This is a genomic window from Sulfitobacter sp. AS59, from assembly GCF_038899995.1.
GTDB lineage: Bacteria > Pseudomonadota > Alphaproteobacteria > Rhodobacterales > Rhodobacteraceae > Sulfitobacter.
Map to the genome: position 1 here is coordinate 488,543 of NZ_JBBMQK010000001.1, position 22,954 is coordinate 511,496.

General features: G+C 59.4%; 23 protein-coding genes. 8 read left to right on the top strand and 15 right to left on the bottom strand.

Annotated features, from left to right (window positions below; translation table 11 throughout):
- The first annotated feature begins 28 nt into the window (after nt 1–28).
- From WNY39_RS02465 to WNY39_RS02475, 3 genes are all read left to right on the top strand, one after another.
- The gene (locus tag WNY39_RS02465) at nt 29–2,059 is read left to right on the top strand and encodes a PhoX family phosphatase (RefSeq protein ID WP_342843770.1); all 2,031 of its coding nucleotides are present in this window, start codon (nt 29–31) and stop codon (nt 2,057–2,059) included.
- 124 nt (nt 2,060–2,183) lie between these two features.
- A complete protein-coding gene (locus WNY39_RS02470; protein WP_341234645.1) occupies nt 2,184–2,498 on the top strand; it encodes a metalloregulator ArsR/SmtB family transcription factor in 315 nt (104 codons plus the stop codon).
- The gene (locus WNY39_RS02475) at nt 2,495–3,547 is read left to right on the top strand and encodes a permease (RefSeq protein ID WP_342843772.1); all 1,053 of its coding nucleotides are present in this window, start codon (nt 2,495–2,497) and stop codon (nt 3,545–3,547) included. Before WNY39_RS02470 ends, WNY39_RS02475 begins: the two co-directional genes overlap by 4 nt.
- 5 nt (nt 3,548–3,552) lie before the next feature.
- On the opposite strand, the gene WNY39_RS02480 is transcribed toward WNY39_RS02475, so the two are convergent.
- Nucleotides 3,553–4,593 carry a zinc ABC transporter substrate-binding protein gene (locus WNY39_RS02480; RefSeq protein WP_342843774.1) on the bottom strand — a complete coding sequence of 347 codons (1,041 nt, stop codon included), beginning with the start codon at nt 4,591–4,593 and terminating at the stop codon, nt 3,553–3,555.
- Between the two features lie 86 nt (nt 4,594–4,679).
- Here WNY39_RS02480 and WNY39_RS02485 point away from each other — a divergent pair, with 86 nt between their 5' ends.
- Genes WNY39_RS02485 through WNY39_RS02495 form a run of 3 tightly spaced genes read left to right on the top strand, consistent with a single transcriptional unit; the run spans nt 4,680 to nt 6,708 of the window.
- Nucleotides 4,680–5,162: a transcriptional repressor gene (locus WNY39_RS02485; RefSeq protein WP_342843776.1), complete on the top strand. Its 483-nt coding sequence runs from the start codon at nt 4,680–4,682 to the stop codon at nt 5,160–5,162.
- Nucleotides 5,159–5,917, top strand: coding sequence for a metal ABC transporter ATP-binding protein (locus tag WNY39_RS02490; RefSeq protein ID WP_342843778.1), 759 nt, complete (start codon nt 5,159–5,161; stop codon nt 5,915–5,917). Before WNY39_RS02485 ends, WNY39_RS02490 begins: the two co-directional genes overlap by 4 nt.
- Complete coding sequence (locus WNY39_RS02495; RefSeq protein ID WP_342843780.1) at nt 5,917–6,708, top strand: iron chelate uptake ABC transporter family permease subunit; 792 nt, start codon at nt 5,917–5,919, stop codon at nt 6,706–6,708. The genes WNY39_RS02490 and WNY39_RS02495 overlap by 1 nt, the downstream gene beginning before the upstream one ends.
- Here the strand turns inward: WNY39_RS02495 and WNY39_RS02500 are convergent.
- The 14 genes from WNY39_RS02500 to WNY39_RS02565 form a co-directional block, all read right to left on the bottom strand.
- Nucleotides 6,705–7,106, bottom strand: coding sequence for a RidA family protein (locus WNY39_RS02500; protein WP_339758902.1), 402 nt, complete (start codon nt 7,104–7,106; stop codon nt 6,705–6,707). The genes WNY39_RS02495 and WNY39_RS02500 overlap by 4 nt on opposite strands.
- A gap of 24 nt (nt 7,107–7,130) precedes the next feature.
- Nucleotides 7,131–7,820 carry an ABC transporter ATP-binding protein gene (locus WNY39_RS02505; RefSeq protein WP_342843786.1) on the bottom strand — a complete coding sequence of 230 codons (690 nt, stop codon included), beginning with the start codon at nt 7,818–7,820 and terminating at the stop codon, nt 7,131–7,133.
- Nucleotides 7,817–8,572 (bottom strand): ABC transporter ATP-binding protein, encoded by a 756-nt coding sequence (locus WNY39_RS02510; protein ID WP_342843787.1) that lies wholly within the window; start codon nt 8,570–8,572, stop codon nt 7,817–7,819. The genes WNY39_RS02505 and WNY39_RS02510 overlap by 4 nt, the downstream gene beginning before the upstream one ends.
- Nucleotides 8,565–9,548, bottom strand: coding sequence for a branched-chain amino acid ABC transporter permease (locus tag WNY39_RS02515; protein WP_342843789.1), 984 nt, complete (start codon nt 9,546–9,548; stop codon nt 8,565–8,567). The genes WNY39_RS02510 and WNY39_RS02515 overlap by 8 nt, the downstream gene beginning before the upstream one ends.
- Before the next feature lies 1 nt (nt 9,549).
- Nucleotides 9,550–10,467, bottom strand: a complete 918-nt coding sequence (locus WNY39_RS02520; protein ID WP_342843791.1) for a branched-chain amino acid ABC transporter permease — start codon at nt 10,465–10,467, stop codon at nt 9,550–9,552.
- 84 nt (nt 10,468–10,551) lie between these two features.
- Complete coding sequence (locus tag WNY39_RS02525; RefSeq protein WP_342843793.1) at nt 10,552–11,691, bottom strand: ABC transporter substrate-binding protein; 1,140 nt, start codon at nt 11,689–11,691, stop codon at nt 10,552–10,554.
- A gap of 88 nt (nt 11,692–11,779) precedes the next feature.
- Nucleotides 11,780–12,970 (bottom strand): kynureninase, encoded by a 1,191-nt coding sequence (gene kynU / locus WNY39_RS02530; protein WP_342843795.1) that lies wholly within the window; start codon nt 12,968–12,970, stop codon nt 11,780–11,782.
- Entirely contained in the window at nt 12,971–13,798 is an 828-nt protein-coding gene (locus WNY39_RS02535; RefSeq protein ID WP_342843796.1) for a tryptophan 2,3-dioxygenase family protein, read from the bottom strand. It abuts the gene before it with no gap.
- Nucleotides 13,795–15,411, bottom strand: coding sequence for an AMP-binding protein (locus WNY39_RS02540; protein ID WP_342843797.1), 1,617 nt, complete (start codon nt 15,409–15,411; stop codon nt 13,795–13,797). Before WNY39_RS02540 ends, WNY39_RS02535 begins: the two co-directional genes overlap by 4 nt.
- Nucleotides 15,412–15,423: 12 nt before the next feature.
- Nucleotides 15,424–16,572 carry an acyl-CoA dehydrogenase family protein gene (locus WNY39_RS02545; protein ID WP_342843799.1) on the bottom strand — a complete coding sequence of 383 codons (1,149 nt, stop codon included), beginning with the start codon at nt 16,570–16,572 and terminating at the stop codon, nt 15,424–15,426.
- Between the two features lie 76 nt (nt 16,573–16,648).
- Nucleotides 16,649–17,449: an enoyl-CoA hydratase family protein gene (locus WNY39_RS02550; protein WP_342844346.1), complete on the bottom strand. Its 801-nt coding sequence runs from the start codon at nt 17,447–17,449 to the stop codon at nt 16,649–16,651.
- Entirely contained in the window at nt 17,442–17,912 is a 471-nt protein-coding gene (locus WNY39_RS02555; protein WP_342843801.1) for a MarR family transcriptional regulator, read from the bottom strand. The genes WNY39_RS02550 and WNY39_RS02555 overlap by 8 nt, the downstream gene beginning before the upstream one ends.
- Complete coding sequence (locus tag WNY39_RS02560) at nt 17,909–18,628, bottom strand: SDR family NAD(P)-dependent oxidoreductase (protein WP_342843803.1); 720 nt, start codon at nt 18,626–18,628, stop codon at nt 17,909–17,911. Before WNY39_RS02560 ends, WNY39_RS02555 begins: the two co-directional genes overlap by 4 nt.
- The gene (locus WNY39_RS02565; RefSeq protein ID WP_342843804.1) at nt 18,628–20,922 is read right to left on the bottom strand and encodes a bifunctional salicylyl-CoA 5-hydroxylase/oxidoreductase; all 2,295 of its coding nucleotides are present in this window, start codon (nt 20,920–20,922) and stop codon (nt 18,628–18,630) included. Before WNY39_RS02565 ends, WNY39_RS02560 begins: the two co-directional genes overlap by 1 nt.
- Before the next feature lie 356 nt (nt 20,923–21,278).
- On the opposite strand from WNY39_RS02565, the gene WNY39_RS02570 reads away from it, so the two are divergent.
- On the top strand, nt 21,279–21,869 hold the full coding sequence (locus WNY39_RS02570; RefSeq protein WP_342843805.1) for a TetR/AcrR family transcriptional regulator: 591 nt from the start codon (nt 21,279–21,281) through the stop codon (nt 21,867–21,869).
- The gene (locus WNY39_RS02575) at nt 21,866–22,822 is read left to right on the top strand and encodes an EamA family transporter (RefSeq protein WP_342843807.1); all 957 of its coding nucleotides are present in this window, start codon (nt 21,866–21,868) and stop codon (nt 22,820–22,822) included. The genes WNY39_RS02570 and WNY39_RS02575 overlap by 4 nt, the downstream gene beginning before the upstream one ends.
- Nucleotides 22,823–22,954: the final 132 nt, after the last annotated feature.

Here is a 22,954-nt window from a genome sequence, read left to right on the forward strand (position 1 = left end):
GCATCACAGCAAACATGCAGGAGCTGCCATGACCCGCCATGATATCCTTAACGATCCGTCTATCGGCAATAAGGCCGAGGCCTATGAGGCCTTTGACGATATCCCCACCAACCCCAACCTTGAGCGTACGATTGGCGATGTCATCAATGCGCGCTACGGCCGCCGCGACATCTTGCGCGGGATGTTGGGTGTCACCGCGACAACCACGCTGTTTGGCACCTCGGCCATGGTGGCACCGCATCAAGCGAACGCCGCCGCGCCCACCAGCCGCTATGCCTTTGATGAATTGACGTGGGGGAACGACGAAACCCACCACGTGGCCGATGGCTATGACGCGCAGGTTTTGCTGCGGTGGGGCGATCCGATCACTGCCGATGCGCCCGAATTTGACGTGATGAACCAGACCGCCGCCGCGCAGCTGCAACAATTCGGCTATAACAACGACTATGTCGGGTTCGTGCCGCTGAACGATGATGGCACGCGCGGGCTGCTTTGTGTGAACCACGAATACACCAACGAAGAGGTGATGTTCCCCGGTCTTGGCCGTCAGGACCGCGCCGGGTTTTCCGGCATGACGCCTGAACTTATCGACATTGAAATGGCTGCCCATGGTGGATCGGTTGTCGAGATCGCCAAGGATGCAAACGGTGCATGGCAGGTTGTGCGCGACGGCAAAATGAACCGCCGCATCAGCCCGCTGGACACGGCGATGACGCTGGATGGCCCTGCCGCCGGTCACGCACGTCTGAAAACCAACGACGACCCCAGCGGGACCAAGGTGATCGGCACGTTGAACAATTGCGCCGGTGGCCTGACCCCGTGGGGCACTTGGTTGATGGCCGAGGAAAACTTTCACGGGTATTATTGGACCGACAATCTGGATGCCGACGGCAAGCCGGTGATTGACCCCACCAGCCGCGAAGCTGCTTCGCAGAAACGCTATGGCGTGCCGGGGATGTGGTATGCATGGGGTCAGAAATACGACCGCTTCAACATCGACAAAGAACCACACGCGCCCAATAAATTCGGCTGGGTGGTCGAGGTTGACCCGATGGACCCGACCTCTACCCCAATCAAGCATACTGCTTTGGGCCGTTTCCGCCACGAAGGGGCCGAAACAACGGTCAGCAGCGATGGCCGTTTGGTGGTCTACATGGGCGACGACAACCGCTTTGATTATCAGTATAAATACGTGTCTGGTGGCAAGGTATCCGACGACCGTGCCGCCAATTCCAAACTGCTCAGCGATGGCACGCTTTATGTCGCGCGCTTTGACGAAGATGGCACTGTGGCGTGGCTGCCGCTGATCCATGGCACCGGTCCCCTAACGGCCGAAAACGGGTTCAATGACCAAGGCGACGTGATGATCGACACGCGCATGGCGGCTGATCTGCTGGGGGCGACCCCGATGGACCGTCCCGAAGACGCGCAACCGCGTGGCGATGGCACGGCGTACATCATGCTGACCAATAACACCAAGCGCGGCGCAGATGACGTCAACGCCGCAAACCCCCGCCCGGAAAGCAGTTTTGGCCACATCATCGAGATCAAAGAACATGGCGGCAACCACGCCGCGACCACGGGTACATGGTCGATCTTGGTGAAATGCGGCGATCCATCGTTGGCCGAGGTCGGCGCGCAATGGAACCCCGACACGTCTGAAAACGGGTGGTTCGGCAGCCCGGACAATTGCGCCATCGACGCCGATGGCCGGCTGTGGGTCAGCACCGATCAGGGCGGCAGCTGGGCCAAGACGGGCAAGTCAGACGGGCTTTATGCGGTTGAGACCGAAGGCGATGCACGTGGCACGTCCAAGCTGTTCTTCCGCTGTCCCGTCGGCGGGGAAATGTGCGGCCCCTACTTTACCGATGACGGCGAAACCTTGTTTGTCGCGGTTCAGCATCCGGGCACGGATGGCACAAAAAATCTGGCCGGGTTCGAGCGTAACAGCACATTTGAGGACCCCGCCACCCGTTGGCCTGACTTTGATCCCGCCATGCCACCGCGCCCGGCGGTGGTGGTGATCACCAAACAAGGCGGCGGCAAAATCGCCGTATAACAACCACTTAAGAATTATGCATTACGCCCGGAGTGACCGCTCCGGGCGTTTTCATGCGAGGGGTGTTTGACCAAGCGCATCGAATCATCTTTACAAAACTAGTTTTATAGTTTTGACTGAACCCATGACAGATCACATCAAAACCGCCCGCTCCCTCGCCGCCCTTGGTCACGACACCCGTCTGGCCGTCTTTCGCCTGCTTGTTCGCGCCGGCCATGACGGTCTGAACGTCGGCGAGATTGGCCAACATCTGGGGGCAGCGCCGTCGACCCTTGCCCACCACCTTAGCACCTTGGTGGATGCCGGGCTGGTCCTTCAGTCGCGTCAGGGGCGGCAAATCGTTAACCGCGTGGATTTCGACGCGATGCAAGAAACAGTGGCCTTTTTGACGTCAGAATGCTGCGTCGGGGTCACATTAAACAAGGAAGACGCCGCATGACCGATATCACCCTCCCCCCGCGTAACCGTGGCGTCGATCTGCTGCGCCACATCTGGACGAATGAACGTGTTTGGCTGTTTTGCGCCGCCCTGCTGGCGGTGCTTTTCATCATCAACCCGCCCCAAGCCATCACCAGCGCGCAGTTCGCCGCCACCAACCTTTTGAATGTCGCGCCGTTTCTGATCCTGTCGATCGGGATCGCCGCCTATGCCGGGGCGACCGGCGCGGATGGGCTAATCGCGCGGGCCTTTACCGGATCGCCTGCCATCATGATCGTGATTGCAGCACTTGCTGGCGGGCTGTCACCGTTTTGCTCTTGCGGGGTGATCCCGCTGATCGCGGCCTTGCTGGCCATGGGCGTGCCTTTGTCGGCGGTCATGGCCTTCTGGCTCGCCTCGCCCGTCATGGACCCGTCCATGTTCATCCTGACCACGGGCGTCGTGGGCTTTGAATTTGCGGTGGCCAAAACCCTCGCCGCCGTCGGCCTCGGTGTCTTTGGCGGCGTTGTCGTACATGTCATGGGCAAAGCTGGCGGTTTGGCCGATCCACTGCGCGAAGGCGTGGGCAATGGCGGTTGTGGTGCCTCAAAGGTGCGCAGCGTACAGCCGGTGGTGTGGGAATTCTGGCAGGACGATGCCCGCGTGACCAAATTCTGGCGCGAGGCCGTGAAAACCACCTTTTTCCTCGCCAAATGGCTGACGCTGGCGTTTTTGCTGGAAAGCCTGATGCTGGCGTGGATCCCGGCCGAAACAATCACAAGCGTCTTGGGCGGCTCGGGTTTTGCACCCATCGGATTGGCCACATTGGTCGGCGTGCCGGCCTATCTGAACGGCTATGCGGCGCTGCCTTTGGTGGGTGGCTTGCTGGGCCAAGGCATGGCACCGGGCGCAGGTCTTGCGTTCTTGGTCGCGGGCGGTGTGACGTCCCTGCCCGCCGCCATCGCTGTCTGGGCCTTGGTCAAAAAGCCGGTGTTTTTCCTGTATATCGCCATCGCGTTGGTCGGGTCACTCACCTCTGGGATCTTGTTCCAGCTGTGGGTGACCCTGTGAACGCGTTACTCTGACAGACACTCGGTAAAGGATGTTGCGAGCCCCTGGATCACCGCGCCATAAAGCGCGGGACCGGGGGTTAGCGTTGCGCCCAAGGGATCAAGCGGCGCTGATTTCATACTGCTCCCTTCGGTCAGGGCGGCGACCAGACCGGGGTTGAACTGTGGTTCGGTAAAGACACAGACGGCGTTAACCGACTGCACGACTTCGCGCACCTCGGCCAGACGCGCCGCACTGGGTGCGCTGCCGTCGCTTAGAGAAAGCGCGGCGCTGGCCTCCACCCCGAAACGCGCCTCGAAATAGTGATAGGCATCATGGAACACCGCAAACGGCCGGCCCTGCAGCGGGGTAAGCTCTGCCTGAATGCTGGCCTGAAGATCGGATAGATCGGCCTGCGCTTTGGACGCATTGGCGGCGTATAGGGCCGAGTTTTCCGGATCGATCTGGCCAAGCACATCCGAGATTGCGTTCAACCATAGCGACGCATTGACCGGATCAAGCCACAGATGCGGATCGACCGCCCCCGCCGCGTGGTTATGTTCATCATGATCAGCGTGGTCATCATGGTCGTCGTGATCATCATGCTCGTCGGCGTGCTCATCATGGTCGTCCTCATGGTCCTCATGACCCTCGTGATCATCCTCGTCGTCATGGCCGACATGTTCGTCATGATCTTCACCGTGCTCATGAGGCTCAAACGCCACACCTGCTCGGTTCTTCAACACAAGGGTGCCGACGACGTCTTCAAGCTCTAGATGCAGTGCATCGCCCGCCAATGCTTTGATAGGCTCGCCCATCCAAGGGGTCAGCGCAGGGCCGACCCACACCACCAGATCAGCCGCCGCCAGCGCGCGCGCCTCGGACGGGCGCATGGCATAGCTGTGCGGCGACGCACCCGGCGGGATCGTCAGATCAGGCGTGCCGACCCCCGCCATCACCTGCGACACAAGCGAATGCACAGGCGCGATATCCGTCGCCACGCGCGGAACGTCAGCCCATGCAGCGGTGGACAAAAGCAGGTAAGAGGCAGGCAATAAATAGCGCATGGGGATGCTCCGAATTGTTATAATGTAACGCTTGATAGATCAGATGTTATAACATATCAATACCCTAACTTGTAGCGGAGGCAGAAATGACCACCATCGGATTCGAAACCCACGATCACCACGCCTGTGTCAGTGATACCATGGCCAAGGCCGAACTCCGCTGTGCAGCTCTTGATCTGCGGCTGACGCCTGTGCGCCGCCGGGTGTTGGAACTGTTGCTGGCCGAACATCGCGCGCTTGGGGCCTATGATATCTTGGGGCATCTGGCGGCCGAAGGTCTGGGCACCCAGCCCCCTGTCGCCTATCGCGCGCTTGATTTTCTGGTCAAAGCCGGATGCGCCCACCGGATTGAGGCGCTGAATGCCTATATCGCCTGCGCCCATTTGGGTCAGGACCACACGCCCGCCTTTCTGATCTGTCGCAGCTGTCAATCGGTGGCCGAAAGCGACACGACCCTGACCCAAGGGCGTCTTGGCAAAGCGGCCCGCGCCGCTGGATTTCAAATCGAACATGCCGTCGTCGAGGCCCAAGGCCTGTGCCCCGCGTGCCAATCGCAGGATGCCGTATGAGCCTGATTTCGACAAAAAACCTGACCCTCGTTCTGGATGGTCAAACCGTTCTAAAGAACGTGAACATCACTATTAACCGGGGCGAGATCGTGACCATCGTCGGTCCGAACGGGTCGGGAAAATCGAGCCTGCTGCGCGCGCTGATCGGGGCGCTAAAACCCGCCAGTGGAACCGTCACCCGCGCCGAAGGCCTGCGCATCGGATATGTGCCACAAAAGCTGCAGATCGATGCCACCTTGCCGCTGACGGTGCGCGGATTTTTGAACCTGCCACACCGCCATCCGCGCGCCGTTGTGGAAAACGCCTTGAAAAAGGCCGGGGTTGGCGATTTGGCCAAACGGCAGATGGTTGATCTGTCGGGTGGTCAGTTTCAGCGGGTTCTGTTGGCGCGCGCCTTGCTGAACACTCCTGACATTTTGATTTTGGACGAAGCAACACAAGGGCTGGACCAACCCGGTGCCGCCGCGTTCTATCGCCAGATCGAGGACGTGCGCCGCGAAATGGGCTGTGCTGTGCTGATGGTCAGCCATGATTTGCACGTGGTCATGGCCGCGTCAGACCGAGTGGTGTGCCTGAACGGGCATGTCTGCTGCGAAGGCACCCCCGAGATTGTCGCCGATGCCCCCGAATACCGCGCCCTCTTCGGGACGGGTACACAAGGGGCCTTTGCGCTCTATCGGCACGAACACACCCATTCACATGATCACCACCCGGATCACGATCATGACCACACGAACTGCGACGGGGTTCACTGATGCTGGACGATTTTTTACTGCGCGCGGCCCTTGCGGGGGTTGGCGTCGCACTGGCTGCCGCCCCGTTGGGCTGTTTCGTCGTATGGCGGCGCATGGCGTATTTCGGCGACGCAACATCCCACGCGGCCCTTCTGGGTGTCGCGCTGGCCCTGTCGCTGGATTTGCCGATCTTTGGCGGGGTCTTGGTCGTCGCGCTGGCCATGGCGGTCATTGTCGCCGGGCTGAACGGGCGCAATGTCAGCACCGACGCATTGCTCGGCGTGTTGGCACATGGGGCGTTGGCCATTGGTTTGGTCGCCGTGTCGCTGCTGCCCAACCAACGGGTTGATCTAAGCGCCTATCTGTTTGGGGAAATTCTCGCCGTGACCAAAGGCGACCTTGCCGTGATCTGGGGCGGCGCTGCTACATCCATCGCCTTGCTGGTCTGGCGTTGGCAGGCGTTACTGTCATCAACTTTGAACCCTGATCTGGCCACTGCGAGCGGGCTGAACCCCAAACGCGAACAGTTGATTCTGACGCTGGCCCTCGCCGTCACCGTCGCGGTTGCGTTGAAGGTCGTGGGCGCCTTGCTGATTGCGGCAATGTTGATCATCCCCGCCGCCACCGCACGCCCGTTTTCGCGCAGCCCTGAAACGATGGCGCTCATTGCCGCCGTGATTGGCATGATCTCGGCCTTGGGCGGGCTGGCGGCATCCTTTGCCCTCGACACGCCCACAGGGCCCAGCATCGTCAGCGTCGCGGCGGTTCTTTTCGCCACGTCGACCGGCTTGGCAGCCGTATTCCGGCGCTAGGCCTTTGAAATAACGGCAGTTGCTTCGATCTCCACGCGGGCTTCATCCTCAATCAGGCCCGCGACGACGACCATCGCCATCGCCGGGAAATGCCGCCCCATCACCTCGCGGTAGGCGCGGCCCACCTCGGCTTGGGCGGCCAGATATTCAGCCTTATCCGTCACATACCACGTCAGGCGCATGATATCTTCGGGCACGCCACCGGCCGCTTCGACCACATCGCGGATATTGCGCAACGCCTGTTTCATCTGACCGATGAAATCATGTGCCTCGAATTTCTGATCTGCTGTCCAGCCGATTTGGCCGCCGACAAACAGATGCCCGTCCGCGCTAAGCATCCCATTGGCATAGCCCTTGGCCGGTGCCCATCCTTCGGGCTGGATCACTTGATGAGACATTTGTTTTCCTTTTCAGTCAGGCGCTTAAACGCCAAGATATTGATCGACCACGGTGGCATCTAGGGCATCCATGCGCCCCGACCACACGGATGCGCCGCGTTCCAGAATGACAGCGCGGTCTGCGACCTGTCGCAATTCGGCCAGTGACTTATCTACGACCAGCAATGCCAGCCCGGACTCGCGCTTGAGCGTTGCCACCGCGGCCCAGATTTCCTGACGCACGACCGGGGCCAGCCCTTCGGTCGCCTCGTCCAGCATCAGCAGCGTCGGGTTTGTCATCAACGCGCGGCCAATCGCCAGCATTTGCTGTTCGCCCCCCGACAGTGACACCGCAACCTGATCGACGCGCTCGCCCAAGCGGGGAAACAGTGTGCAGACCCGTTCAAAATCCCACGGGCCGGGGCGCGCCGCCGCGATCAGGTTTTCATAAACGGTCAGCGGGCCGAAACACCGCCGCCCCTCGGGGACCAACCCCAGACCCGCCTGCGCCGCCTTGTAACTGGGCAACGGGCCCAGATCGCGACCATCGAAATGCACGGTGCCAGCGGACTGTTTCAGCATCCGGCAGATCACTTTGATCGTGGTGGATTTGCCCATGCCGTTGCGGCCCATCAACGCGCAAACCTCGCCGGCCTCAAGCGTCAGATCGACGCCGAACAACGCTTGGGACGGGCCGTAAGACGCTGTAATCCCTTTAAGTTCGAGTAAGCTCATGCCGCATCCTCCGCACCTAGATACGCCTCGCGGACGGTGGGGTCGCGCTTGATCTCATCAGCGGTGCCCGTGGCGATCACCCGGCCGTAGACCAAAACGCTGATCCGATCCGCAAGGGCAAAAACCGCGTCCATATCATGTTCAACCAGCAAGATCGGGGCCTGCGCACGCAACGTGTCCAAGAACCCGGTCAGCCGTTTTGAGCTTGACGCACCCAGCCCGGCCATAGGCTCATCCATCAAGAACACCTTGGGTTCTAGTGTCAGGGCCACGGCGACCTCAAGCAGGCGGCGTTGGCCGTGGGATAGATCGGCGGTACGCTTGGCGGCCTGATCGGCCAGCCCGACGCGTTCCAGCGCGGCCATCCCGCGATCCACCAGCGCCCGGTCCTTCATCACCGGACGGAAAAACCGCATGACGCCGCCATCATGACCCAAGGCGCCCAGCACAGTATTTTGCAGCACGGTATATTCCATCGCCAGCGACGAAATTTGGAAGGTACGCCCCAACCCGGCCCGCGCGAGCGGCACGGTGCCCAAGGGGGTCACATCACGGCCCGCGAATTCAACCGTCCCGCTATCAGAGCGTAAGCCGCCAGCGATCTGTTTGATCAGCGTCGATTTGCCTGCGCCGTTGGGCCCGATCAGCGCGTGGATTTCCCCAGGCACCAGCGTCAGCGACACATCATCGGTCGCCTTGAGCGCGCCAAAGCTTTTGTTCAGATGCGAGAGTTTCAACAATGGTTCAGTCATGTGCCACCTCGCGCCCTGCGATCGTGCCAATCAGGCCGCCGCGCGCAAACAACACCACCAGCAACAAAAGCAGACCCAGATAAACGTGCCAGAATTCGCTAAGCCCGCCCAATGTATGCTCAAGCAGAATATACAGCGCCGCACCGGCCACAGGGCCAAACAGCCGCCCGACCCCGCCTAAGATGACGAACACCATGATCTCGCCGCTGGTGTGCCAGCTGAACATCGTGGGGCTGACAAAACGGTTAAGATCGGCAAACAGCGCACCTGCCAGTCCGGTAACGGCCCCCGAGATCACAAAGGCCACCAGACGTAACCGAAACGGGGTCAGGCCCACGGTTTCAACCCGCTCGGCGTTTTGCCGTGCCGCCGACAGCGCAAGGCCAAAGCGGGCTTTGGCCAGACGTCCCGCGCCAAACAAAACGATGGCCAAGATGCCAAAAGCGATGGCGAAAAACTGGATCGGATCAAGGGTGTTGAGCCCAGGAAAATCGTTGCGAACATAGATAGATAGCCCATCCTCGCCCCCATAGGCAGGCCATGAAATCGCGAAATAATAGAGCATCTGACCAAAGGCGAGCGTGATCATGATAAAGTAAACGCCGGTCGTTCGCAGGCTTAGCGCGCCGATGGCAAGGGCGGCCAGCGCCGAGGTGACAATCGCCACGCCCCAGATGACCAGCATTGATTTGGTGCCCTCGATCAGAATCGGCGTTTCCATCAGCGGCGTATAGCTTTGGGCGTGGCTGGCAAGGATACCCATGGCATAGCCGCCCAGCCCGAAAAACGCCGCATGGCCAAGGCTGACCAACCCACCAAGCCCCAGTGCGATGTTCAACCCCACCCCCGCCAGTGCAAGGATCGCCGCCTTGGTCGCAAGCGTGATGATAAACGGCTCGTCCAGCAGTAACGCGACCAGCGCCGTGGCGGGCAGGATCGCGAATAATACAATGTTCAAAAGGGTTTCGCGGGTCATGTTACTTCCCTCCAAACAGGCCAGAGGGTTTGAACAGCAACACCCCGACCATCAAGATATAGATCGACATCGATGCGACCGCTGACCCAACCGAATTGGCCGAAGACGCCTGCATGAATGTCCCGAAAAGCGGCGGCAGCAGCACGCCGCCCAATGTGTCGGTAAGCCCCACAAGGATCGACCCGACCAGCGCACCCTTGATCGATCCGATGCCGCCGATCACGATCACCACAAAGGCAAGGATCAAAACCGGCTCGCCCATCCCGACCTGCACCGATTGGATTGCCCCGACCAGCGCGCCAGCTAGCCCGGCAAGCGCCGCCCCAAGGGCAAAGACCATCGTATAAAGCTTTGAAATATCAATGCCCAAGGCGGCGATCATCTCGCGATCAGCCTCGCCCGCGCGGATCTGTATACCGATGCGCGTTTTCGCGATCAGCCAGAAAACCCCGGCGGCGACCAGCAGACCAACGCCGATGATCACCAAGCGATAGAGCGGATATAAAATGCCACCGGGCAGCATGATCGGGCCAGCCAGCGCTGCAGGGACATCCAAAAACAACGGGAACGAGCCAAACAGCCAACGCGTCCCTTCGGAGAAAATGAGAATAAGTGCAAAGGTGGCAAGCACTTGATCCAGATGATCGCGGTCGTAGAGACGGCGGATCACCAGCAATTCAACCAGCGCACCAGCCGCAGCGGATGCCGCCAGTGCAGCAACCAGCGCCAAGGCAAAAGACCCCGTCCATCCCGCGACCGCAGCGGCGGCAAAGGCACCGACCATATAGAGCGATCCATGGGCCAGATTGATCAGGCCCATCACGCCGAAAATCAGGGTCAGGCCAGCAGCCATCAGGAATAGCATGACACCGAACTGAAGCCCGTTCAGGACCTGTTCGATCAATAATATCATCGACATAAGGGGGCGTTCCTTAGGTAGGTCTTGCAGGTGTCGACCTGCCTGAACACGCTGCGCCAGTGACCACCGGCGCAGCGTATGAGGTTACATTTTGCAGTCAGCACCATAGACGTCTTGGTGACCGCGTGATGCCACGCCGACGATCTTGTTTGTCACGACATCACCCTCTTTGATGACCTCGCGCATGTAGATGTCTTGGATCGGGTGGTGGTTTGGCGCGAACGCGAAATCACCCCGGACGGACGCAAAATCGGCCTCTTCCAGTGCCGCCTGGAACGCGGCTGCATCTGCGACATCCGCCTTGCCCATTGCGCTAAGCAACAACAGCGCGGTGTCATATCCTTGCGCCGCATAGAGCGACGGCAGGCGGCCATACTCGGCTTGGAAGTCCGCGACGAATTTCTTGTTCGCGGCGTTGTCGATGTCCTTGGACCAGTGCGATGTGTTCTTGACGCCCAGTGCCGCATCGCCGATTGCGCCCAAGATTCCTTGGTCAAAGCTGAACGCTGGACCCATCACATTCTTATCGACCCCGGAACCGGCAAATTGTTTCATAAATGAAATTCCCATTCCGCCTGGCAGGAAGAAGTACACCGTATCGGCGTTCGATGCGCGGATTTGTGCAATTTCTGCCGCATAGTCGGTTTGACCCAATTTGGTGTAAACCTCGCCCACGACCTCTCCGTTAAAGGTGCGTTTGAAGCCGGTCATGCCATCTGTGCCCGCTGGATAGTTCGGGGCCATCAGGAAAACTTTTTCGATGCCATTCTCGCTGGCCCACAGACCACCGGCCTCATAGAAGGCGTCATTTTGCCAAGCGACGTTAAAGTACAGCGGGCTGCACCCCTTGCCTGCCAATGCGGATGGACCGGCGTTCGGGGACAGATAGAATTTGCCCTGTGCGGTCGCGGCGGGCACCACGGCCATGGCAAGGTTCGACCAGATGATACCGGTCAAAACATCGACCTTTTCGGACTGGATCAGCTTGTCGGTCAATTGCACCGCGACGTCCGGCTTGCGCTGGTCGTCTTCGATCACCATTTTCAGATTTTCGTTGCCCTTGGCCGCCAGCACAAAGCCGTCGCGCATGTCGATGCCAAGACCGGCACCACCACCAGACAGCGTGGTGATCATACCGACCTTAACCTTGCCGCCATCGGCATAGGCCATGCCCGCGCCAAGCGCCGCGATCGAGGCCGCAGTAATTAGTGTTCTTAGTTTCATTGTAGTCTCCCTTGGTGTGTGGACCTCTTTTTTGGGCCCGTTTGATAATTCTACAGTGACCTTTGTGTCGGGTCGGTCAAGCAGCGCCTTATGTGACCCGTGATTTCACCTTGTAAGCATTGGTGTCCCAAAGATTATTGTTCATTACGTCAGCGATAATCTTGACTGCAGCAGACACATCGGCGCTGTCGATATACAGCGGCGTAAAGCCAAAGCGCATGATGTCGGGCGCACGGAAATCACCGATCACCCCGCGATCAATCACCGCCTGCATCGCGGCATAGCCATGTTCAAATCGCCACGACACCTGCGAGCCGCGTATCGCCGCATCGCGCGGGCTGGCCAGCGTCAGCGATGGCACATCACGTTCAATTTCTTCGATGAACTGTTCCTGCAATGCGATGGACGCGGCGCGCAGATCGTTCATATCCACATCGGCCCACAATTCCATCGCGACCTCAAGCGCGGTCAGCTGGATCACCGGGGGTGTGCCCACCCGCATCCGTTCAATACCGTTGCCAGGGGCATAGTTGAGATCAAATTCAAACGGTTGGCGGTGTCCCAGCCAGCCAGCCAAGGCAGGTTCAACCGTGTCCGCCAGATCAGGGCGCACATAGATAAAGCCCGGCGCGCCCGGCCCCCCGTTCAGATATTTATAGGTACAGCCCACGGCGAATTCGGCATTTGACGCCGTCATGTCGACGGGCAGCGCGCCAGCGGAATGCGCCAGATCCCAGACCATCACGGCACCCTTGGCATGGGCCAATTCCGTCACCGTTTTCATGTCGTGCTTACGGCCCGTGCGGTAATCGACCTCGGTCAACATCACCACGGCGATGTCTTCGCTGATCGCATCCATGACCTCTTCGGGGGCAACCGTGCGCAGCTCGTATCCCTGCTCCAGCAGCTTCACCAGCCCTTCCGCCATATAGAGGTCAGACGGAAAATTCCCGTTATCACTAAGGATTACACGACGATCGTTGCGCAGTTTCAGCCCGGATGACAGCGCCTGAAACACCTTGATCGACAGGGTATCGCCCATCACAACCGATCCGTCAGGCGCACCAATGATACGGGCGACCATATTGCCGACGCGGCTGGGCTGCGCCATCCAATCGGCCTTGTTCCAGCCTCGGATCAGCATTTCGCCCCATTCATCCGCCATCATCGCCTGCACCCGCGCAGGCACGGCACGCGGCAATGGGCCCAGCGAATTACCATCAAGATAAATCACACCTTCGGGCAGAAAGAACGCCTCTTTATTCAAAATATCAGCCACTTACAGGGCTCCTCTCACGTGCCAGAGTTCTGGGAAAAGTTCGACTTCAAGCATTTTACGAAGATAGGCGACGCCGTTTGTACCACCCGTACCGCGCTTGAACCCGATAATCCGCTCGACGGTGGTCACGTGGTTAAAGCGCCAGCGGCGAAAGTAATCTTCGAGATCAACCAGCTTTTCCGCCAGCTCGTACAATGCCCAGTATTTTGACGGGTCTTCATAGACCTTCTGCCACAGGTCCTGCACCTGAGGTTGCGCGTCCCAATTGGTTTTGCCCGGCTCCCCTGCCAGGTTGTCATGCCCGAACCCCTTGCACAGATGGGTGATTGCCACCTGATACAGACTGGGTTGGGCCAGTTCATCTTGCAGCGCCTTCAATGCGTCTGGCTTATGTTTGTGGACCTGTATCAACGCACCATTGCGATTGCCCAGTAGGTATTCGACCAGACGATATTGATGCGACTGAAACCCGCTGGAATTCCCCAAAGACGGGCGAAAAGCGGTGTATTCGCTGGGGGTCATGGTGCGCAGCACATCCCACGCGCTGTTAAGCTGTTCAAAAATCCGCGCCACCCGTGACAGCATCTTGAACGCCGAGGCCAGATCATCCGTCAGCATCACCTGCCGCGCGGCTTGCAGCTCGTGAATGGCCAATCGCATCCACAGCTCTGACGTCTGATGCTGCACGATAAACAGCATCTCGTCATGGGCCTCGCTTAGCGGGTGTTGCGACGACAGGATCGCGTCCAGCCCCAGATAATCGCCATAGGACATGTCCTTGGCAAAATCCATTTTCGCCCCTTCAGAGGCTTCGTCAAAATTAGTCACTGTTTTTCCCTTAGCGCAAAACGCTGTATTTTGCCTGTGGCGGTTTTTGGTAAAGCATCAATAAACTGAATGTCTCGCGGATACTTGAATGGCGCAATGGTCTGTTTAACATGGTCTTGCAACATTTTGATTGTGCTACCATTTCTTGGTACATCTTCGGTCAGAACAATATGCGCCTGAACGATTGACCCACGGCGTTCATCGGGCTTTCCCACGACCGCGCATTCCAACACAGACGGGTGCGCCAGCAGCGCCGCTTCGACCTCGGGACCCGCGATGTTGTACCCGGACGAGATAATCATATCATCGTTGCGGGCGGCAAAATGCAGGTATCCATCGTCGTCCATGCTAAAGCTGTCGCCGGTGATGTTCCAACCGTCTTTGACATAAACCGCTTGCCGCTCATCCGCCAGATAGCGGCAGCCGGTCGGGCCCTGTACCGCCAAACGCCCCACATCCCCGCGGGGCAATTCGCGGCCTTCGCCATCCACCACCCTGACGCGATACCCCGTGACAGGCTTGCCCGTGCAGGCGGCGCGATGATCATCAAAGCGGTTCGAAATAAAGATGTGCAACATCTCGGTCGCGCCGATTCCGTCCAGCATCGGCTTGCCGGTTTTTTCCTGCCACTCGTGATACACGGGCGCGGGCAAGGTTTCCCCGGCACTGACAGCGGCACGCAGGCTGGACAAGTCCGCACCGTCGTCCATCGCGACCAGCATCGCACGGTATGCTGTAGGCGCCGTGAAACACACAGTCGCTTTGTATTTCTCAATGATTTCAATCATATTTGGCGGTGACGCGGTTTCCAGCAAGGTGGCTGCTGCACCAAAGCGCAACGGGAAAATCGCCAGCCCGCCCAAGCCGAAGGTAAACGCCAAGGGGGGCGATCCGACGAAAACATCGTCAGGCGTGACGTTCAGAACCTCGCGGGCATAGCCGTCTGCGATAATCAGCAAATCCCGGTGAAAATGCATCGTCGCCTTGGGGCTGCCCGTCGTGCCCGAGGTAAAGCCAAGCAGCGCCACATCATCAACAGCCGTATCAACGGATTGAAACTGCACGGGTTTTTCCAACGCAAGCCGGTCAAGTTCGGCATCATGATTGCTGGTCCCGTCGAACCCCACCACAGATTTCAAAAATCGGGAGGTCTTGGCACAGGCCGTCATTTCATCCATCAACCGCGTGTCGCAAATGGCGTGGCTGATCTCGGCTTTGTCAACGATCGCCGTTAACTCTCCCGCGCGCAGCATCGGCATCGTGTTCACCACCACGGCCCCGGCTTTGGTTGCAGCCAACCAACAGGCCACCATCGCGGGGTTATTCGCCGACCGGATCAACACGCGGTTTCCGGGCTTCACCCCAAGGTTTTCGACCATCGCGCGCGCCAGCTTGTTGGTCCAGTCTGCCATCTCTTTATAGCTGCGCCTGCGGCCATTTCCAATCAGCGCCGTGTAATCTCCAAACCCTTTTTCCACCATCTTATCAGTCAGTTCTACGGCAACGTTCAACCGATCAGAATATTCGAACCCATCCAACAAAAGATCAGGCCAGCTTTCCGTTGGCGGCAAATTATCCCGTGAAAAGCTATCGACATGTCCTGACGGTTGCATACCCAAATCCCCTTACATCGCACCAATGGTTTGCCGCGCAATCACGACCCGCTGCACGTCTGACGCGCCTTCATAAATGCGCAGCGCCCTGATTTCACGGTACAGGCTTTCCACCATCATACCGTGGCGCACCCCGTCGCCGCCGAACAGCTGCACGGCCTTGTCGATCACGATCTGCGCATGGTCTGTGGCAAATAACTTGGCCATCGCAGCCTCGCGGGTGACCCGCGGCGCGCCTTGATCCTTGAGCCATGCCGCGCGGTAAATCAGCAGGGCGGACGCATCCACATCGACCGCCATATCCGCGATATGGCCCTGCACCATCTGCAAATCCGCCAGTGGCTTGCCTTGCACCTCGCGCGCGGTCACACGCTGCAACGCCTCATCCAGCGCACGGCGGGCAAAGCCCAAAGCAGCCGCCGCGACGGTCGAGCGGAACACATCCAGCACCGACATTGCAATGGCAAACCCCTGTCCCGGCGCGCCCAAGATTGAGGACGCAGGCACCCGACAATCGGTAAACCGCAATGTCGCCAAGGGGTGCGGTGCAATCACCTGCAACCGCTCGGCAACCTCGAACCCCGGCAAACCTGCGGGCAAGATAAACGCCGACAGGCCGCGCGCACCCGGCGCTTCGCCCGTTCTGGCAAACAAGGTGTAAACATCAGCGATGCCACCGTTGGAGATCCAGGTCTTCTCACCATTCAGGATATAATCATCGCCGTCACGCTCGGCCGTCATGGTCGAATTCGCAACGTCAGACCCCGACTGCGGTTCTGTCAAGGCAAAGGCCGATATCGCCGCACCCGTGCGGGTCTTTGGCAGCCATTCGACTTGCTGCTCTGCCGTGCCGAACAGACTAATGGCCCCCGTCCCAAGCCCCTGCATGGCAAAGGAAAAGTCGGCCAACCCATCATGGCGCGCCAATGTTTCGCGGATCAGACACAAGCTGCGCACATCCAACGCTTCGCCTGCTTGCGCGCCCGAATACTGCAACCAACCGCCCGCGCCCAACATCCCGACCAGCGACCGGCATGCCTCATCCGTGTCGCTGTGGTCCACACCAGCCAAAGCCCCGGCAGCCCAAGCGTCCAAATCATCCGCCAAGGCCCGATGCCGGTCCTCAAAAAACGGCCAGTCCAGAAAACTCCGGTCAGACATGACACCACACCCTCTTATTCATTTTGCCCGATAAACCCCCGCCGGAGGCTCCCGCACTCACATCACGCACCATCGTTCAGTTCCCCTCAAACACGGGCCGCTGCTTGGCGACAAAAGCGTTGTAGGCGCGTTCAAAATCACCGGTTTGCATGCAGATCGCCTGCGCTTGGGCCTCCGCCTCGATCGCCTGTTCAATCGACATGGACCATTCTTGCGCCAGCATCGTTTTGGTCATCATATGGGCAAAGTTCGGACCCGACTGGATTTGCTGGGCCAGCTTCAGCGCCTCAGCCTCCAACGCGTCGCCCGCCACCAGACGGTTGAAAAAGCCCCAGCGTTCGCCCTCATCCGCAGACATCGACCGCCCTGTATACAACAGCTCAGCCGCGCGGGTTTGGCCGATCACACGGGGCAAAATCGCACAGGCCCCCATGTCGCATCCGGCAAGGCCGACACGGGTGAACAAAAACGCCGTCTTGGCCTCGGGCGTGGCAAGCCGCAGGTCCGATGCCATGGCGATGATCGCGCCCGCGCCGACACAGATCCCGTCAACCGCCGCGATCACCGGTTTGCCGCAGTTCACGATGGCCTTGACCAGATCACCGGTCATGCGGGTAAAGCGCAGCAGTTCCTTCATATTCATGAGGGTCAACGGCCCGATGATGTCATGCACATCCCCGCCCGAGCTGAAATTCCCGCCATTTGATCCGAATATCACGACGTCGACATCATCTGCATAGACCAGATCGCGGAACCAGTCGCGCAGCTCGGCATAGCTGTCAAAGGTCAGCGGGTTTTTGCGATCAGGCCGGTCCAAACGCACCGTGGCAATGCCGTCTTTGATCTCGCAAAGAAAGTGCTTTACGTCGCTACGCATGGCTTGGGTCATCTATTTTTTCCTTGTTCTCAGCAGCTTGCGCCACCGCTATCAGTTGGGCGGCCATCAGACGGGCATCCGCCGCGCTGATGCCGTGCAGGATATCGTTGATCCACGCCTCATGGGCCGCGGCTTGTTGTGCAAATTCGGCGTTCCCTGCGGGTGTCAGCCGCAAGATCATTGCGCGGCGGTCCCCAGGAACGGGCACGCGTTCAACCAACCCTTCTTCGGCCAGCCGGTCGGCAATGCCCGTGACATTGCCGTTGGACACGCGCAACACGCCGGACAATTGGCTCATTTTCAGGCCTTCGGGGTGGCGCGACAGGGCGGCCATCACGTCGAAACGTGGCAAGGTGGTTTTGAACTCAACCCGCAGCTTATCACGCAGGTGCCCATCCACGTGACGGGTCAGGCCCAACAGGCGGAGCCAGAGCCGCAGGCGGTCTTTCGACGCGGTGGTCATATCTCGCCGCCCGACACCGACAGCGCATGGCCATTAACCATCGACGCGCCGGGCGAGGCTAGGAATGCCACCGCAGCCACCACTTCGTCGGTGGTGATCATGCGCCGCATCGGGTTGCCGCCGACCACCATTTTTTCCGCCTTTTCGCGCGGGATATCAAAGCGCGTCATCACATTGGTGACCGCCGTTTGCCCCATATCGGTATCCACAAACCCCGGGCAGACCGCGTTGCAGGTAATGCCGTCACGGGCGACTTCCTTGGCAAGTGCGCGGACCAGCCCCAGCACACCGTGCTTTGCCGCCACATAGGCCGAGATGTTGGGCCCACCCTGCAACCCGGCGGTCGAGGCGATAGCAATCAACCGCCCGCCTGCCTGCATCCCGGCCAGCGCGGCGCGGAAGGTCAGGAATGTGCCGGTCAGGTTCACGTCCAGTGTCGATTGCCAGTCGGCCAGCGTCATATCGCGCAGTTTGGACGGTTTTCCCGCGCCCGCGTTGGCGATTACGATATCATAGGGCGCGTCGAATAACGCCTGAACCGAAACCTCGTTCGTCACATCCAAAGCGCGGCATGTCATTCCGCGGCCCGCATCGGTTTCCTCCAGCGCGTCCATCCGGCGGCCCGCAATGGTGACATCGGCACCGTCCTGCGCAAAATGCCGTGCGATTGCGCGCCCGATGCCCGAACCGCCCCCTGTGACTAGTACTCTAACCATTAAACACGCCCTTCCATTTCTGCGATCCGGTCGGCATTGCGCCACGCCTGATCCCGCCCCGCCTCATACGGTTTCGGCCAGACCGCCTGACGGTCGCCGATGGCGGCCCCCTCGTGTAATGTCCAATAGGGGTCAGCCAAATGCGCCCGCGCAAGGCAGACCAGATCGGCGCGGCCCGCCATAAGGATCGAATTCACATGATCGGCCTCGAATATATTACCCACCGCCATCGTCTTGATCCCGCCATCGTTGCGTATCCGGTCCGAGAACGGCGTTTGGAACATGCGGCCATAGACTGGTTTCCCTTGGGTCGAGGTTTGTCCGGCTGACACGTCGATAATATCGGCACCGGCCTTGTCAAACATCGCTGCGATTTCAACGGCTTCTTCGGGGGTGACGCCATCATCACCCGCCCAGTCATTGGCCGAAATACGCACCGCCATCGGCTTGTCGTCAGGCCAGACCGCGCGCATTGCGGCAAACACCTCCAAAGGATAGCGCATCCGATTTTCCAGCGACCCGCCGTATTCATCATCGCGTGTATTCGACAGCGGAGAGATAAAGGACGAGATCAGATAGCCATGGGCGGCGTGCAGTTCGATCATGTCGAACCCGGAACGGTCGGCCATTTCTGTGGCCGCTACAAACTCGGCCTTGACCGCATCCATATCGTCGCGGGTCATCGCCTTGGGCGTCTGGTTTTCGTCGGACCACGGGATCGCTGAGGCGGACAGCAGAGGCCAATTGCCCGATGGCAACGGCGCATCCATCGTTTCCCAGCCAACTTGCGTCGACCCCTTGCGGCCCGCGTGGCCAATCTGGCAGCAGATTTTTGCAGGTGTTTCCGCGTGCACGAAATCCGTCAACCGCTTCCACGCGGCCTCATGCTCTGGCGCGTAAAGCCCCGGACAGCCCGGCGTGATCCGCCCCTCAGCCGAAACGCAGGTCATCTCGGTATAGACCAGCCCCGCCCCGCCCTTGGCGCGTTCGCCATAATGGATCAAATGCCAGTCGGTTGGCGTGCCTTCGACCGCCTTGTACTGCGCCATCGGCGACACCACGATACGGTTTTCCAGCGTCATATCACGCAATTGGAACGGTGCGAACATCGGCGCACGCGCGGGCAGATTGCTGTCTGCGCCCGCTTGTTCCATGAACCACGCCTCGGCCCCGCCCAACCATTGCGGATCACGCGCGCGCAGGTTTTCGTGGCTGATACGTTGGCTGCGGGTCAACATGGAATAGTTCAACTGCACCGGATCAAGGTCAAGATAGCGTTCAACATCCTCGAACCACTCGACCGAATTGCGGGCCGCCGATTGCAGGCGCAACACCTCAAGCCGGCGCGCATCTTCGTATTTCTCGAACGCCGTCTTCAAATCAGCATCATCGGTCACATGTTTGGCCAGCGAGATGGCGGACTCCAACGCCAGTTTGGTCCCCGACCCGATGGAAAAATGCGCCGTGGCCGAGGCGTCGCCCAGCAGAACCACGTTCTCGTGGCTCCATTTTTCACACAGAACACGGGGAAATTTGATCCATGCAGAGCCACGGATGTGGCCCGCGTTGGTCATCAACTTATGCCCACCCAAGTGATCTTTGAAAATCTCCTCGCAGACAGCGATGCTTTCTTCTTGGCTCATCTCGCCAAAGCCGAACGCGTCATAGGTTTTTTGCGAGCATTCCACGATGAATGTCGCCGTGTCGGGGTCAAATTGATAGGCATGCACCCACACCCAGCCCTTGTCGGTTTTTTCAAAGATAAAGGTAAAGGCATCATCGAATTTCTGATGCGTGCCCATCCAGACAAACGGGCAACGGCGCACATCAATGTCGGGCTTGAATGTGTCCTGAAACTCTAGCCGGGTTTTCGAATTCAACCCGTCACAAGCCACCACCAGATCATAGTCGTCCATATAGGCCGACGCCGATTTCACCTCGGTCTCGAACTGCAGGTTAACGCCAAGGGCGCGCGCGCGTTCCTGCAAGATCAGCAGCAGTTTCTTGCGCCCGATCCCGCAAAACCCGTGTCCCGACGACGTGATCACCTGCCCCTTGTGGTGCAGCGCGATATCATCCCAATAGGCAAAATGGCTGCGGATCTCAGCCGCGCTAACGGGATCATTTTGTTCAAGATTATCAAGAGTTTCGTCGGAAAGAACCACGCCCCAACCAAAGGTATCATCGGGCTTGTTGCGTTCAACAACGGTCACATCAGCATCGGGCTGACGCAGCTTGAGAGAGATAGCGAAATACAGCCCCGCGGGCCCACCACCCAAACATATCGCCCGCATAACGCCACTCCTCATCCTGCCAATACCTACGACGCTAGAGTGAGTCGTTTATTATTTCAAGTATAGATATTTTAATCTTAAAGTAATTAACTGAAGGGGAACGAAGTGGGCCGCTAGACGCGTAAAAAGCCGTCACTTCGCTTTTAAAACGGGCCAAGTAAAATCGATGCTATTCTGTTTCGCTGCGCTGCTTTTCACCGCCTTTTTGACTTCAGCTATACCGTCACATTCACCGTCCGTGCCAGATGGCAAAAGCGAATGGCATTAATCGACGCAAAGCGTAGCCCCCTTCCCTCACCCATTGACTCTCTTAAATTTATAGGAAGACCGGTCTACCTATTCTTAGCGAGGTCAGAATGCCCCCACAGCCCAAGCATCAAGGCAACAGCGCCCGTGACCGGTTGCTCACCGCAGCGGCGGTGTTATTTTATAATGATGGCATCGCCGCCACAGGGATCGACGCGATCACCGCCCGTGCGGGCGTTGCAAAGCAAAGCCTTTACAATAACTTCGCGTCCAAATCTGATCTGGTGGCGGCTTATATCGATCAACGCCATGGTGAATGGCTCGCCCTTTATGCGGCCCGCGAGGCGACGGCGCATCACCCCAAGGACAAAATCCTCGCGGTTTTTGACGCCTATGATGATCACGCCACTTTCGCCTATGAGCGCGGTTTTCGCGGCTGCGGGTTATTGAACGCGGCGGCCGAACTGGATGCTGATGACGCGGGCCGCACAGCGGTGCGCCGGCACAAAGAACAGGTAGAGGCGATTTTGCACACCGAGCTTGCGCAGCTTTTGCCAGATGACACAGCCCGCGCCGAAACGTTGGCGGCGCATCTGGCCTTTTTGCTTGAGGGAGCCATGACCCGCGCCGGGCTTGAGGGCGACGCAAACCGACTGCGCAGCGCCCGTGCGATGGCCCAAGACATGTTGGCGCGTCTATGACCAACACCCCTTCCAACGCCCCCGCCCCATCGAACGCCCCCGCCCCATCGAACGCCCCCGCCCAGCAGACCATTGGTGCCCTCTTTTGCCTGTTCGCTGCGATTGCTTGGGGCACGACCGGGACAGCCGCCACATTCGCCCCCGGGGTCAGCCCGCTTGCGATCGGCGCGGCCGCCATGGGGATCGGCGGCGCGCTTCAGGCTTTGATCGCATACAAGGGCATCTGGGCCCATCGCGCAGCGCTGCGGCGCGAGCGGATGGCATTGCTGGTGGGGGCCGTCTCTGTGGCGATCTATCCCTTGGCTTTCTACGCCTCCATGCGCCTTGCGGGCGTGACGGTGGGTACGGTGATCTCAATCGGGTCCGCGCCGCTGATTTCGGCGCTGATCGAATACGCGCTTGATGGCCGCCGCCTGACCGTTCGCTGGGCCATCGGTGCTGCCATCGGTCTTGGCGGCATCGCGCTGCTCAGCTTGTCCGAGGGCGGCCATGGCACGGCAAGCAACGTCCCCTTGGGCGCATTCCTCGGCCTTGTGGCCGGGGGCACATATGCGCTGTATTCGTGGACGGCCCAACGAATGATGCGCCGCGATTTACCGCCGCGCGTCGCGATGGGCGCGACCTTCGGCCTTGGAGGATTGCTGCTTTTGCCCGTCCTGCTGATCACCGGCGCATCCTTTCTGGACAGCGCGGGCAATCTGGTGGTCGGGCTTTACATGGCACTGGTCCCGATGTTTTTGGGCTACCTCGCCTTTGGCGCAGGCCTAGCCCGCGTGCCCGCCAGCATGGCCACAACCATCACCCTGTTCGAGCCGGTGGTCGCCGCCGTCCTCGCCGTTTACGTGGACGGAGAAACGCTGCCAGCGCTGGGATGGCTGGGCGTCGCGCTGATCGTCATCTGCCTGCTGTGGACAACGCTACCCTTGCCGCGCAGGAGGGTTTTGGCGGCGTGATGGTTTGGGAAAGTGTCTGTGTGGATGGGAAATTTGGGGTTTCGAAACGCCGAACTGGAATATTTCTGGCCCGAGAGGTGTTTCGCTGCCACGCTTAAGGGCATTTCCACCCGGCTGGTATGTCAAAAAAAT